At 41.2% G+C, this 14851-nt stretch carries 10 protein-coding genes; 7 read left to right on the forward strand and 3 right to left on the reverse strand.

Annotated elements, in window-relative coordinates:
- Positions 1-89: 89 nt before the first annotated feature.
- Positions 90-2882, forward strand: coding sequence for a glycerol-3-phosphate 1-O-acyltransferase PlsB (gene plsB / locus FQ083_RS04560; protein WP_149409004.1), 2793 nt, complete (start codon positions 90-92; stop codon positions 2880-2882).
- Between the two features lie 108 nt (positions 2883-2990).
- On the opposite strand, the gene ettA is transcribed toward plsB, so the two are convergent.
- On the reverse strand, positions 2991-4652 hold the full coding sequence (gene ettA, locus FQ083_RS04565; protein ID WP_011512518.1) for an energy-dependent translational throttle protein EttA: 1662 nt from the start codon (positions 4650-4652) through the stop codon (positions 2991-2993).
- Between the two features lie 370 nt (positions 4653-5022).
- Here ettA and FQ083_RS04570 point away from each other — a divergent pair, with 370 nt between their 5' ends.
- The 4 genes from FQ083_RS04570 to FQ083_RS04585 all read left to right on the forward strand — a co-directional run bounded on the left by FQ083_RS04570 (position 5023) and on the right by FQ083_RS04585 (position 8854).
- On the forward strand, positions 5023-6303 hold the full coding sequence (locus FQ083_RS04570; RefSeq protein ID WP_149409005.1) for a flavin reductase family protein: 1281 nt from the start codon (positions 5023-5025) through the stop codon (positions 6301-6303).
- A gap of 129 nt (positions 6304-6432) precedes the next feature.
- Entirely contained in the window at positions 6433-7779 is a 1347-nt protein-coding gene (locus tag FQ083_RS04575; RefSeq protein WP_149409006.1) for a fatty acid desaturase family protein, read from the forward strand.
- A 183-nt stretch (positions 7780-7962) separates the two neighbouring features.
- Positions 7963-8256, forward strand: a complete 294-nt coding sequence (locus FQ083_RS04580; RefSeq protein WP_149409007.1) for a GNAT family N-acetyltransferase — start codon at positions 7963-7965, stop codon at positions 8254-8256.
- Positions 8257-8560: 304 nt separating this feature from the next.
- On the forward strand, positions 8561-8854 hold the full coding sequence (locus FQ083_RS04585) for a 4a-hydroxytetrahydrobiopterin dehydratase (RefSeq protein ID WP_133103928.1): 294 nt from the start codon (positions 8561-8563) through the stop codon (positions 8852-8854).
- Between the two features lie 148 nt (positions 8855-9002).
- Here FQ083_RS04585 and FQ083_RS04590 read toward each other — a convergent pair whose 3' ends face one another.
- Positions 9003-9158: a DUF1328 domain-containing protein gene (locus FQ083_RS04590; RefSeq protein ID WP_011512513.1), complete on the reverse strand. Its 156-nt coding sequence runs from the start codon at positions 9156-9158 to the stop codon at positions 9003-9005.
- 459 nt (positions 9159-9617) lie between these two features.
- Between FQ083_RS04590 and FQ083_RS04595 the strand changes: the two genes are divergently transcribed.
- A complete protein-coding gene (locus FQ083_RS04595) occupies positions 9618-10916 on the forward strand; it encodes a saccharopine dehydrogenase family protein (protein ID WP_149409008.1) in 1299 nt (432 codons plus the stop codon).
- A gap of 447 nt (positions 10917-11363) precedes the next feature.
- Positions 11364-11801 (forward strand): hypothetical protein, encoded by a 438-nt coding sequence (locus FQ083_RS04600; protein WP_149409009.1) that lies wholly within the window; start codon positions 11364-11366, stop codon positions 11799-11801.
- Between the two features lie 136 nt (positions 11802-11937).
- On the opposite strand, the gene FQ083_RS04605 is transcribed toward FQ083_RS04600, so the two are convergent.
- Positions 11938-14460, reverse strand: a complete 2523-nt coding sequence (locus FQ083_RS04605; protein ID WP_149409010.1) for a Tex family protein — start codon at positions 14458-14460, stop codon at positions 11938-11940.
- Positions 14461-14851: the final 391 nt, after the last annotated feature.

The following is a 14851-nucleotide window of genomic DNA, read 5'->3' on the forward strand; positions in this document are numbered from 1 at the left end:
ATTGGTAGTATCTACAGACACTATATATCGCTTTGATGGCTTTTATGGCATTATAAGGGCAATATATTTGACTAATTTTGATACCGATTATGATACCGAAGTTCTTAAAAAAACGGATTTTTAAAGCACCAGTGGTCAGCGGCAATACGCCAGCCACTGAACCGTCAGACACGCCAAAAATTAATGGCAGCCCTGTTGTACCCACGCCTTATACTAATGCACCCATTAATCAATTGTACCGTAAAATCTCGGGACAGATGCTAGATGTGGCGGTAAAACCAAAGCTTTTAGGTGAGTTACCTGAGTTTGATCAGGATGATCAGACGTTAAGATTTTATGTGCTGCAAGATTATTCGCGCTCCAACAGTATTTTGATTGACCTACAAACGCAAGAACATAAATTACCGCCAGCATTGGTTGGGGTAAATGACAGTGCTCATAATATCAAAGAAAATGCTGCCATTATATTTTTACATCACCCCCATGCTAAAGAAAACCAACTATCACCGCGCCTATCACGTCTGGTCTCTGCTGTTTTGCAGTATCCAGAATTAAAAGTACGCTTGGTACCAGTATCTATCCTCTGGGGACGCGCGCCTGAAAAAGAGGATTCTTTATTTAAACTGCTAACGGCTGATAACTGGCAAGATCCTAGCATTACCAAACAGTTATTTAATATCGGCGTGATGGGACGCGATACTTTTATACAGTTCCATCCTCCGCAAGATTTGCGTACCCTTATTAATGATAGCCTTAAAGACGATGATGATGAGCCTACTGACTTAAATTCCGCTATCTTTGAATCTGCTACTCTTGATACGAATGCCAGTGATGCTACAGATAGCGCCACTGAAAATACAATCAGTGTAGCGACAAATTATACTGTGGTAGCTGCGGCTGATGGCAATCGTGAGCTTGTACGCTCATTGCAGCAGCAGCTTAATATTTATTTGGACAAACAACGCGCCAGTATGCTCGGTCCTGACTTGTCAGACAGACGTAACTTAGTAGATAAGCTGGTTTACTCGCCTGCCATCAAACATGCAATAGAGGCAGAAGCGGCAGAGACCGGTACTAGCCCTCGAGAAGCGCGACTACTCGCAAAGAGCTACGCTAATGAGATGGTTAATGATTACTCACATGCCATCATCCGCGGTTTTTATAAATTTTTAACGTGGTTATGGACGCAACTGTATGATGGTGTAGAAGTACATCACTTCGAGCGCGTACGTGAACTGGCAGCAGATTATGAGCTGGTATATGTACCTTGTCATCGTAGCCATGTTGATTATTTATTACTGTCTTATGTCATTTATAAACGCGGCTTGAGTATTCCTTATGTCGCGGCGGGTGATAACTTAGATGTGCCAGTTTTAGGTCCAATATTACGCGGTGCAGTGGCTTTTTATATACGTCGTAGCTTCCGTGGAAATGCACTTTATACCGCAGTTTTACGCGAGTATATGCACACGCTTATTACTCGTAATACGCCGATTGAATACTTTATCGAAGGCGGGCGCTCACGCTCAGGACGTTTGCTACCACCGAAAATGGGTATGCTAGCAATGACAGTGCACAGCCAATTGCGTCAGAGTAACAAGCCAGTGGTCTTTATTCCGACTTATATCGGTTATGAGCGCATCATGGAAGGTGGCACCTATATCGGTGAGCTAAAAGGTAAGCCAAAAGAGTCTGAATCATTACTTGGACTCCTCAAAGTCGGTCGCAAGATTGAACGTATTTTTGGCAATGTGCACTTAAGTTTTGGTACACCGCTACATCTAACCGATTTTATGGCCAAATTTGATGTACCAGAAAACAGCTTACCTGCTGATCGCACCGATACGCCGCTCGATGATAAAGCCAGCGCCATGGTTGATAATATCGGTGTCAAAGTCATGCAGCATATCAATAAAGCAGCAGTGGTTACTCCGGTATCCTTGCTATCACTGGTGTTACTATCTGCACCAAAATCGGCGCTCGATGAAGATATTTGCCGCGAGCAAATTGCCCTTTATCAAGGCTTGGCTCAACAGCTGCCGTATTCAAGTGATACGGTCGTTACCGACATGTCACCGCAGCAAATTATTGATTACGGTATTAAGCTTAAGCTTATTGAACGTATCCCTCATATCTTGGGCGATATTATCCAGATTGCAGGTAAGCAAGCAGCACTGCTGAGTTATTTCCGTAATAATATCTTGCATGTCTTTATTCTCCTGTCTTTCTTAGCGGCTTTAGTTGCCCGTAATGGTCGTATCGAACGTAGTCGTCTAGACAATATCGCCATGCAGCTCTATCCATTTCTGCAAAGCGAGCTGTTTTTATACTACCCCGCACATGGTTTGGCGGATACCCTGAACAAAAAAGTTGACAGTTTAATTGCTCACGGTCTAATTGTAGAATTGGGCGATGGTATGCTCAGCGTCCCTGAAGCCAATAGCAGATGCTACCAACAGCTACAAGTGCTTGCTACACCTGTTGAGCAAAGTCTTGAACGCTACTTTATGACCTTAGCTCTACTCGCTCAACAAGGCTCAGGCAACTTAACCGAAAACGAAGTAGTTGATTTATGTCATCTGCTTGGTCAACGTTTATCAGTGTTATATGCTGATGATATTCCTGACTTCTTTGATCGCGCATTATTCACCAGTTTCCTCGGTGCATTGACTCGTTTGGATTATCTGCAAAAAGATGCAGAAACCGGTATCTTAACCTTTGATCAACGTATCAATGATATTGCTCATCATGCAAAATATGTGCTGAGACCCGAAATGATGCAAATCTTGCATCAAGTTGCCAGTCTCAATGAAGAAGAGATTGCCCATGCTATTACTGAGATTAGTAATAAAAAGCAGCGTAAGTTTGGGCGTAAGCGTTAACTTTTAAATCACTTAATAACACAAAAAAATGATGATGCATAAAAAAGACCTCTAATAATTAGAGGTCTTTATTTATTACTTTACATTTGAAATTTCTAAGCAGCTATCTTAAGTTGAAATCTTTTTATACTTCATACGCTTAGGATTGGCATCATCACCCATCGTTTTCTTACGATACGTTTCAAACTCAGAATAGTTACCATCGAACCAAACTGGACCTTCATCTTCGAATGCCAATATATGAGTCGCAATACGGTCAAGGAACCATCGATCATGCGATACAACCATCACAGTACCTGGGAAGACCTGAATCGCATCTTCTAGCGCACGTAATGTTTCAATGTCCAAATCGTTTGATGGTTCATCAAGGAGCAATACGTTTGCGCCTTGCTTCAAGGTCTTAGCTAACTGCAAGCGGTTACGCTCACCACCAGATAATTGACCGACGTGCTTTTGCTGATCTGAACCTTTGAAGTTAAAGCGACCAATATAAGCGCGGCTTGGCGTCGTATAGTCGCCAACGGTAATAATATCAAGCCCGTCAGAGATTTCTTCCCAAACTGTTTTGCTGTCATCTAAATTGTCGCGTACCTGACCAACATAAGCAACTTTGACACTTTCACCCAAATCGACTGAGCCTGTATCCGGTGTATCGCGTTCGGTAATCATGTTAAATAGCGTGGTTTTACCCGCACCATTTGGACCAATAATACCAACAATGGCACCAGCTGGGACGTTAAAGCTAAGGTTTTCATAAAGTAAACGGTCACCAAATGACTTGGAGATATCGTTGACTTCGATGACTTTATTACCCAAACGAGGACCCGGTGGAATATAAATCTCAGAGGTCTCATTACGCTTCTGGAACTCTTGTGAGTTCAATTCTTCAAAACGCTGCACACGAGATTTAGACTTAGCTTGTTGACCTTTTTGGTTTTTACGAATCCAATCCAGCTCTTTTTTCAACGCTTTAGCAAACGATTCTTCTTGCTTATTCTGCTGCTCTAGACGAGTGTTCTTTTGCTCTAGCCACTCAGTATAGTTGCCTTCATACGGATAGCCATGACCGCGGTCAAGCTCCAAAATCCACTGAGCGACATTATCCAAGAAATAACGGTCATGGGTAATGGCAACGATAGTACCGCTATAGTTCTGCAGGAACTGCTCTAACCATGCCACGGACTCAGCGTCCAAATGGTTGGTTGGTTCGTCAAGTAATAACATATCAGGGCGTGATAATAGCAAACGGCATAGCGCCACACGGCGTTTTTCACCACCTGATAGTTTACTGACATCCGCATCCCAAGGTGGCAGACGAAGTGCATCAGCCGCTTTTTCAAGCTGGGTATTTAAGTTATGCGCATCCCATGCTTGGATGATGTCTTCCATCTTACCTTGCTCTTCAGCAAGCTTGTCAAAGTCAGCATCGGGTTCAGCATATTCCGCATAAATGGCATCAAGACGCGCAAGCGCATCTAACGCCTCACGCATACCGTCTTCGACGTTACCACGGACATCTTTGCTGTCATCGAGCTGCGGTTCCTGCGGCAAATAACCAATTTTGGTACCCGTTTGCGCACGAGCTTCACCACTAAATTCAGTATCCACGCCCGCCATGATGCGTAGCAAGGTTGATTTACCTGAGCCATTGATACCCAAAACACCAATTTTGGCGCCAGGGAAAAAAGATAGATTGATGTTCTTTAAGATTTCACGCTTAGGTGGAACAAGTTTTGACACGTTGTTCATCGTGTAAATATATTGAGCCATTAACACTCCGATAGACTGCATAAAAGAGGCAAACAAACAGACTTAGCAATACTACTAAGTAAGCTGCACCTCAAAATCAGGGGTATTCATTGACTGTCATTATCGCATTGTGATGAAGCCCCTGCAAGCTAACTGGCTGTTTTACCGCTTGTTTCATACCTTTTGACACAAAGCTGAGCGCATTTTATATAAAAGCTTCTATTAAAATTATCATTCAGCTTACTGATGTATCTTTCTGATTCATGGCAGTTTTATAAAAACCACAAAAAACAGCATTAAACATTTCGCAAAATTAATCAATAGACGATATTATGTTAGCTAATCTTAATAAAATAGCTTTGTAAAAACGGCTTGATAGAAAAGGTACTCCATGACGACTGGCTATCGCCCTGAACTGATCCAACGCGTGTTTATTGATTTCATCAGTACGCGGCTGCACCCCTTTTGGTCATTAACTGTGCCTAAATTGCGTCTTATAGCACGCCGTACACTCAGTGATGACTTGATAGCGCTACAATTTGAGCCTAACCGCGCCTTTAAGCAGCAAGCTTTTAGTTCAGGTAATAGCTCACACGATGGCTGGCATGGCGGACAACATATTAATTTAAGCATACTGATTGATGGTATTTATCATCAACGCCACTATTCATTGGTTGGTCTAGCGCAGCAGCCATTATGGTGGCATGAGGACAGAGATAAAAATTCTAACGGAAATAAAAATAGCTTTGATGAGAAGTCACAACCGCAAACTATTGTCTCTACGATAACTATTGCTGTTAAGCCACAAGGTCTAGTATCAGATTATCTAAGTAAACGTGCAGCACTGGGTACTATATTTAATAGCAGTTTACCCAGTGGCGAATTTACTCTAGCTCATACAGTGTTAGCACAGCAAGCAAATCAAATAAGCGAACCTTTATCCCTTACCTCTACACCACTGCCACTATTGTTTATCGCTAGCGGCAGCGGTATTACGCCAATGCTAGGTTTGATTACGCAGGCGCTGCAAAATGGACATCCAGTAACGCTGCTACATTACAATCGTACAACTTTCTATAAATCACCATTGCAGGATCAATGGCAGCAGTTAGCTGCTAAATATCCAATATTCATTTATCATCTTATTAATACGGAAGACCCCAGTACTTATCTTGCCGGCTCACGACACTTAAATGTAGAAACTTTAACAGCATTAAAATTACCACTGATGGATACACAGATATTTGCCTGTGGTTCGCCGGCGTTATTAGCGGGTTTGTACCGCGCTTGCGGTGAGATTGATTTGCCAGATAACAAGCAGCTGCGTGACAATATTACGATAGAAAGCTTTAGTGCCATAGAAAGCTTAGATTATATGTTTTCTACTATAGATAAAGCAGACGAAGAAGTGATTACTAGCGACGTAAAAACCATTTATTTACGTGGACGGCAACGACAATATAACAGTAGTACGACATTACTATTAGGTGCTGAGAGCGCTGGTATTCGAATGAGCCACGGCTGCAGACAAGGTATCTGTCAGCTGTGTCGCTGTAATAAGATCAGCGGTAGGGTCAAAAACATTCAAACCGGTAAGATAAGTAATGATGGCTATGAGTCTATTCAAACCTGCATTAATGTACCAATGACTGATGTCATATTGGATATTTAAAAAATATTATCAAGGATAAGACAGCCTTGCATAAACATTTATTTGTAATGTTTATTAAAACTGACACCGATGATTAAACCGAACGTTGTGCTTACGATTTATTGATGCACCTTCGGATAAGGACTATCTATGCGCTTATTACCCCCTATATTTAAAGCTAAATCTGCCGTCTCTACTATAACTTCGTTAGTCGATGCACCATTCAAAACCACGCGATATCCAACGTTAACGGGTACGCCGTTACCAAAAGTGCAAACCGAAGCGCTCGCTAATGAATTGAATACTCTGTATCAAAGCGTGATGGACTCACTAGGCAGCGATGATGCGCGCTATATTCAGCGTGTTTATGGAACGGTGGTATATAGTGAGGTCATTTCACGGGCATTACTGGCATTTTCTGGGCAATTATCATCAAAACGTAGCAAACTTAGCGTTTGGCTACTGGGCACATCCTTGCTGAGTTTTAGTAAAATTTTAAACAATATGGAGCTTGGTCATAACGTCATGCATGGTCAGTATGATTGGATGCAGCATCCTCACCTTAACAGCCAAAAGTTCGATTGGGATATCGTTTGCCCTGCGCCTCTATGGCAGCATTCGCATAACTACTTGCATCATACTTTTACCAATATCGTCGGTCGCGACCATGACGTCGGCTATCACTTGATTCGCGTGACTGATGAGCAGCCTTGGACGCCAAGCGATCGTTATAACTTATTTAAGACGATGATATTGGCATTAGGCTTTGAATGGGCAGTCGCTTTCCATGATATCCAAATCAGTGTTGACGAATACGCAGATAGGCCGCAGCTGGCAGAAATAATGCAGCCAAAAGCTCGTGCCCTATTCAGTAAAATCACCCGGCAAGCGGGTAAAGATTATATGGCTTTTCCTGCGGTGGCAGGTCTGACATTAGGTCGTAGTAGTGCAATGACAACCTTAAGCGGTAATCTCACTGCCAATATTGCTCGTAATCTATGGACATGGGCGGTGATATTTTGTGGTCACTTTACTGAGCAGGCGCATATTTATACCCAGCTTGATGCCAATGAGAGCAAAGGTGATTGGTACGTACGCCAAATTCTCGGTTCTAGTAATATTCAGGGTAATAAATGGTTTCATATTCTGACTGGTAATTTATCGCATCAGATTGAGCACCATATCTTTCCCGATATGCCGGCTAGGCACTATGCGCAGATTGCACCAACCGTACAAGCCATCTGCGCTAAATACGATTTAGCCTATAATACTGGGCACTTTAGTCATCAATTTAAGCAAGTAATTGGACGCATTCGCCATTTTAGTAAACCAAGTAGCGATGAATGGCGCGCTTACACACAATCGATATCAAATAATGATAGAAGCATTACCAACAAAAGCAGTAATAACCATGCCTCTAACAACGCTACTGAGACGTTACGTGGTTTTAGAAGGTTTCTCCCTCAGGTTGTGCGCCAAGCTATGTTTTATGCCTGATTTTTTATTAACGAGACTGGCATAGTCTTTAAGCTTGAAAAGAGCTTTTAGAAGAGAAGCCTGTTAAAAATATTAACATTTGCCCTATCTACTCTTACGCTAACAGCCTAGAGATGTAAACTAGAAATCTGCACAATAACAAGAGTAGAAATAATTATAATATTTGAAATATAGGGAGTTTTTATGAGTAACGTCGGTACAAAATCAGATATAAATATCGTCCATAATGAGGCAGCGAGACGCTTTGAGACTTCGATAGATGGGCAGACAGGTTATATCAGTTACAAAGAGCGTGAGGATAAGCTGGTATATGATCATACTATCGTCCCACAGGAGTTAGGTGGTCGAGGGGTTGGCTCGGCATTGGTAAAACATGCATTGGACTATGCTCGTGAAAACAATAAGAAAGTAGTACCGCAGTGCTCGTTTGTTGCCTCATATATTGATAAAAATCCTGACTACAAAGATCTACTATAGTTCAAACTATTGAATAAGTATGTTTGACGATAAATAGCTACGATAGTTTGCTCTATTAACCGTTATACTAGCGCTATATCCTCTCATTAATAACGTCATTGCCCTCCTATCTTCTTGATACTTCTATTATATTTTTTTAGCCAAATATATAATAAAATGTCAGTGACAGGTGGGTTTTTTGTCCTATAAATTTTTATAAGCGTTTATTACATTCGTGAAGGCAAATAAAAATTACAGTAGTTGCCACACTATTTTATCGTTAATAATGATTTTTCTATCCACCATAATAATAAAGGATATCACCATGAGTAGTTTATCTAATCAACAGGTCGATTTGCAGCTAGAAGAATTACCAGGCTGGCAGCGCGAAGGTAATGCGATCGTAAAAACCTACCACTTTGGCGATTTTGTTGAAGCTATGAGCTTTATGAATCAAGCCGCTTTTCATGCTGAAGCGTTAGAGCATCATCCTGAATGGAGTAATACTTATAACGTAGTAGAAGTTCGCCTGACTACTGGCGATACTGGCGGCATCACCAGCCATGATGTTCGTTTAGCAAAACGCATGGAACATATCGTCCAGCCCAAACGCTTATAACTATCAAGCTGTGCGCTTACTACGTATCATTGAGCAGATAGCTATAATTTTACTTATAAAAAAAGACCTCAGATACTATCTAAGGTCTTTTTTACTAGCCAGTTTTCTAACTGGCTAATGTCTTTATAGGACGAGTATACTTTTCCTATTACATACGGCGGCTAACAAATGCCACGATGAATAGAATGACTGCTAATGCTAACAAGATATAGGCGAAGTTTGCAGACAATCCAGCAACACCACCAAATCCTAAGAAACTTGCTAACAATGCGATTACGGCGAAAATAATAGCCCAACGAAACATAATAATTCTCCTAAAATAGTAATTGAAAAGTCAAATAATAAGGTTGCTATAGTAATTGCTAACCAACTAACTCTTACATTACCAACCTCAGTCATCCGATATTTTGCTTTTTATTTTTTTACAGCTCTTAGTGTTTAAAAATATAGATAATGCTGTAGATAGTGCTTAGGAATATAGAGTAGCAATGATTTTCAATCTAAAAGGTTCATTTTGGTAATAATGTCGATAGGTTATGTAAACTTTGTAGCAAATCTTACCATTTAAAGATATTTTCAGTACTTATGTGTGGAAACGGTAAATAAGCACTTAAGTACTACTAAGTATATGAGAAAATTATTCAAAGATCTTACGCTCGATTTTATAAATGTTATTTATGATGCTTTTTTAAGCTCAATTGAACTTAACGATCATTTTCTTATAACAATCATTTGACAAAGCACACTAACAAGGAAGATAACGATGAATACGGATATAGCAAAGAGTACCAACTCATCAGGTGATAACAAAAAAATTAATAGTGAAAAACGAGCTTATGCGGTGGTTTTATATGGGGCAACCAGCTTTGTTGGGCAAATCACTGCCCATTATCTGGCAGAGTTTTTGTCTGCTAACAAAGATAAGAGCGGCTCTGAAATTAATTGGGCGATAGCAGGTCGTGATCAAGAGAAGCTCAACGAGTTGCAATCTAAACTGGTAAGCAAAGTAGATATTATCATTGCCAATAGCGATGATGCGGCAAGCCTTGATGCAATGACCGAGCAAACGCAAGTCATTATCTCAACCGTTGGACCTTATCTTAAATACGGCGAACCGCTTATCAAATCGTGTGTTGATAATGGCACAGATTATGTTGATCTCACTGGTGAGGCAATATTTATCAAAGATGTGATGGATAAGTATCAAGAGGCGGCAAAACAAAGCGGCGCCCGTATCGTCAACTCGTGTGGCTTTGATTCTATCCCATCAGATTTAGGCGTTTACTTTACGCAAAAGCAAGCAGAAGCGAAGTTTGACAGTGCTTGTGATGTGATTCATATGCGCGTGAAAGCCGCGAAAGGCGGACTATCAGGCGGTACGATTGCCTCAATGGCAACCATCTTTGAGGAAGTTGGACAAGATAAATCTCGTCGTAAGCAAGTGGCAAATCCTTATTTGCTGAACGATGATAAAGATGCGCCAAACGTACGTCAAAGCAATGTCAGTAAACCAGAATACGATAGCGAACATAAGCGCTGGCTTGCACCTTTTGTGATGGCAAGTATTAATACGCGCATTGTGCATCGCAGTAATCAGTTGCTTGGTTATGAATATGGACACGAATTTAAATATGATGAAGCAATGTGGATGAAAGATGGTATCAAAGGTAAGCTTACGAGTTATGCCTTGAGTGCAGGCTTGCTCGGCTTTGCCACTGCCATGATGATTACGCCAAGCCGCGAGTTATTATCCAAGCACGTGTTGCCTAAATCAGGTTCAGGACCTTCTAAAGAAGAGCAAGAAAACGGCTATTTTGATATTCGTCTCTTTGGACAAACAGCTAACAAAGACAGTATTACTACCAAAGTAACGGGTGATAAAGATCCAGGCTATGGCAGCACTTCACGTATGTTGTCGCAAGCGGCATTATGTCTAGCGCAAGATATCAGCAAAGAAGAAGTGAAGGGTGGTTTTTGGACACCTGCTTCAGCAATGGGCGACAAGCTACTTGCTCGTTTAGAGAAACACGCTGGTCTGAGCTTTGATGTGATTGATAGCTAAACCTATGTCTTAAAAAGCAGTTTCTAGAATATCAATCAGTAGTATTAAAATAACCGCATTTTGGTCACAAGGTGCGGTTTTTATCTCACAATAACACTACAATAATTGCACGACATCACTTATTAGTAGGAGTCTGTTAGATTTTTCATGGATGTACCACTGAATGATTAGTATTTAAATTGCTATTATTACGCCTAGTGTTTACGACGTCTTTTACGTTTATAGATAACGTTATGCACTGACCAGAATTTTTATACGAATCAATCATGATAGTCTCCCATTGATTATCATGATTTTATTTTTTCTATAGATTATATATTAGTTATTTTAAATATATAGATTCTGTATTCTACATAGATAAGTATCGTATCAGACCGCATTTAATCAAAGTTATCTCTACGACCATTTTAGCTGACATTATAAAAATATAAATTGAGGATTAAATAGATGAAAAACCATACTCTAGCTTTATCATTACTGATTGGCGCGGCACTTACTGTTCCGACATTGGCAATGGCAGCTCCAGCTGATACTAAAGCCGCTAAAAAGACGACCGCCACTGCTGAGATGGCTGTTGAAGCCAAAGTTGAAAGCACAGGCAATGAGACTGATGCAAATACTTCTAAAACAAGCAAAATGACGCCGTTTGCGATTAGAGAAACTCAAACGATTTCGCGCGCACGCGTCAATAGCAATATCGGTCAACAGCCAATCACTACTGAGATAAAAGCGCCAAACGGTCAACAACCGATGACTACAGAAATAAAAGCACCTGCAGAAGCTTTACAAAACTCAGAATTACAAACAACTGAAATTATCTCTGAAGATGTAGTGTTAGATGCAGAAGAAGACTTAGCAGAAGTTTCAGAAGAAGATGATCTATAAGTAAATACCTAAGTAATTATACTAAGGCGATTCTTGAAATAAATATAGTGATTAAAAAACACCATTGATATATTTGATTTAATAAAAAAGGCAGCCATTAGGCTGCCTTTTTTGTTTCTATTTAGAATAAGACGTCTTATTTCTTAACTTTAGTCACACCTGCTTCTTGCAATAGCGCGCCGAAAGTACCCATTTTGCTAGGCGCTTCTGCTTTTTCCGCACGAGGCGCCTTACTGCGACTGTCGCTATTATTGCTGCTACTAGGTTGACGCTTAGGCTTAGACGGACGCTTATCGCCAGCTGGACGATTGCTGCGCGGACGACTGGTATCCTCATCATTATTAGTAACATTTGCCGTCGCAGGTTTCGCTGCTGGACGTGCAGATTTTTCAGCTTCAGGTTTCATACTAAAACCAATACGACCGCGTTTTTCGTCAATAGAGATGACACGGACCGAGACAATATCACCGGGCTTGACGCGGTTCATCGGGTCTGCGACAAAGTCATTGGCCATTTGCGAGATATGAACCAGACCATCTTGATGCACGCCAACATCAATGAAGCAACCAAAGGCAGTCACGTTAGTAACAACCCCTTCTAATGTCATGCCTTCGCTCAAATCTTTAATGCTATTAACGTCCTCACGGAAGTTAGCCGTCTTAAACTCAGGACGTGGGTCACGAGCGGGCTTAGCAAGCTCATCTAAAATCGCTTTTACGCTAACATTTTCATCATTAGCAGCTAGCGCTGTGGTATCGATACTATTTAACACACCGTCGTTACCGATAACTTCTGGCAAGGCTTTACCTGTTTGTGCAAGTAAATTATCAACTAGCGCATAGCTTTCTGGATGTACACCAGTTGCATCAAGTGGATTGCTACCATCATGTATGCGTAAGAAACCTGCGGCTTGCTCAAAGGTCTTAGCACCTAAGCGCGGCACATTTTTCAATGACTCGCGGCTATCAAAAGCGCCATGCTCTTTGCGATAGGTAACGATTTGCTGCGCAACATTCTTATTTAAGCCAGCAATGTGCGCCAAGATAGCGGGGCTTGCCGTATTCACATCAACACCAACGGCGTTAACGCTGTCTTGTGTGACTTTATCAAGACTATCTGCCAACTGAGCTTGATTGACATCATGTTGATATTGACCAACACCAATGGCTTTTGGATCTACCTTGACCAGCTCTGACAATGGGTCTTGTAGACGACGAGCAATAGATACTGCCCCACGTACAGAGACATCTAAATTACCAAGCTCATCAGTAGCAAGCTCACTGGCAGAATAGACTGACGCGCCAGATTCATTCACGATGACTGCTTTGGCTTTTAGCACATCATTTGCTGCCAAAATCTCTTTAATCATCGCATCTGTTTCGCGGCTTGCCGTACCATTACCGATAGCCACTAGATCCACATTATAAGTACTTAATAACTCATCGATAACCACTTTGGCTTCAGTCATTTTATTATCAGGCGCAAATGGATAAACCGTTGCGATAACAGGCTTGTCTTCGCCATCTAACATTACATGACCTTGAGCATCAACAATCGCCATCTTAACGCCATGACGGATACCGGGATCAACACCCAAAATAACTTTGCGACCAGCAGGTGCTGACATCAATAAATGCTGTAAATTATTGGCAAAAACATCAATCGCAGCCGCTTCTGCAGTCAGACGCTTTTCAGTCAATAAACGATGCTCGATATGCGGACGCCATTTGTCTTTCCATAAGCTGCTCGCCGCTTCTGTCAAAAATTCTTGACGCTCAGTTGGCGCTTTAGCATCAATCTCAAAATGCTTAATAATTTTTTCAATAAAAGGCGCATTTTCGCCTTCGATTTTTAGACCCAAGACGTTTTCTTGACGACCACGTAGCATCGCTAATAAGCGATGATTTGGCAAACGTGCAAGGCTTTCGCTATGCTCAAAGTAATCTTTGAATTTTTCACCGACTTCACGCTTTTCTTCACTGGCAACGCTCGATACAATACTGGCTGTTTTGGCAAAACTGCTACGTAAATAATCTAACAAGTCTAACGCTTGCGTCCATTCATCTACGATAATGGCTTGTACACCAGCAAGTTGCTTCTCGATATCACTAAAATCAACTTCAATCTCATTACCGCTTTCATCAGTAATACTTGATTGTACTTGATAGTTTGCTAATGCATCGGTTGGCGTCACATCTTGTGTTAACACTGCTTGTGCAGCAATATCAAGACCAGCAGCACGTGCTTTGGCAGCTGCTGAACGGCGACGCGGACGATATGGCAAGTAAATGTCTTCAAGCTCAAGTTTTGAGGTTGCATTATCAATACGTGTCTGCAGCTCGTCAGTCAAATTGCCTTGTGTGCTCAGTAATTCAATAATTTTAAGGCGACGGGTTGCCATATCACGTTCATAATTGAGAGACTTCTCTAGCGCACGCAATTGCGCATCGTCAAGATTCTGCGTCTTTTCTTTGCGGTAACGGGCAATAAACGGAACGGTCGCGCCTTCATCGTACAGTTTGACAAACGCATTGACTTGAGCAGTCTTAATGCCAAGCGCGCGAGCAAGCTTGTCGTGAATATTCGCGTGTGTGGTTGCATCCAAAACCTGTGCATTTGTCGAGGTTTGAGATGGCGTTAAGGTATCAGTGCTACTCATAGACGTATCAATCGTTGAGAAATGTAGTTTTGCATTATAGCAAAAGCTGCATGAATAGAAATCCTTTTTATCTTTTCGTTATTTATCGTGTTATTTATCGCAAAAATCGTTTAATGAGCACACTCTTGACGCTTTATTAAACAAACACCTACAGCATTTGCCTTTATCAGTGATGCAATTATGACTGCAATCTTATACACTAAAGTCTCATCAGCACAAATATTGCTGTGTATCAACGTACTGAACAATAGTTCTCATTTTTATATTTTTTTTGCCAATCGATGGAATGATGCTTAAATAGTTGCACTAATAAATGGTAAAAGTGGTATTCACACTGTTTTTATTGAGAGTAAATATACTGACTGGTGCGTTTTAACAATAATTTTTGCTA

It is taken from the genome of Psychrobacter sp. ANT_H59, assembly GCF_008369225.1.
GTDB classification, from domain to species: Bacteria; Pseudomonadota; Gammaproteobacteria; order Pseudomonadales; family Moraxellaceae; genus Psychrobacter; species Psychrobacter cryohalolentis.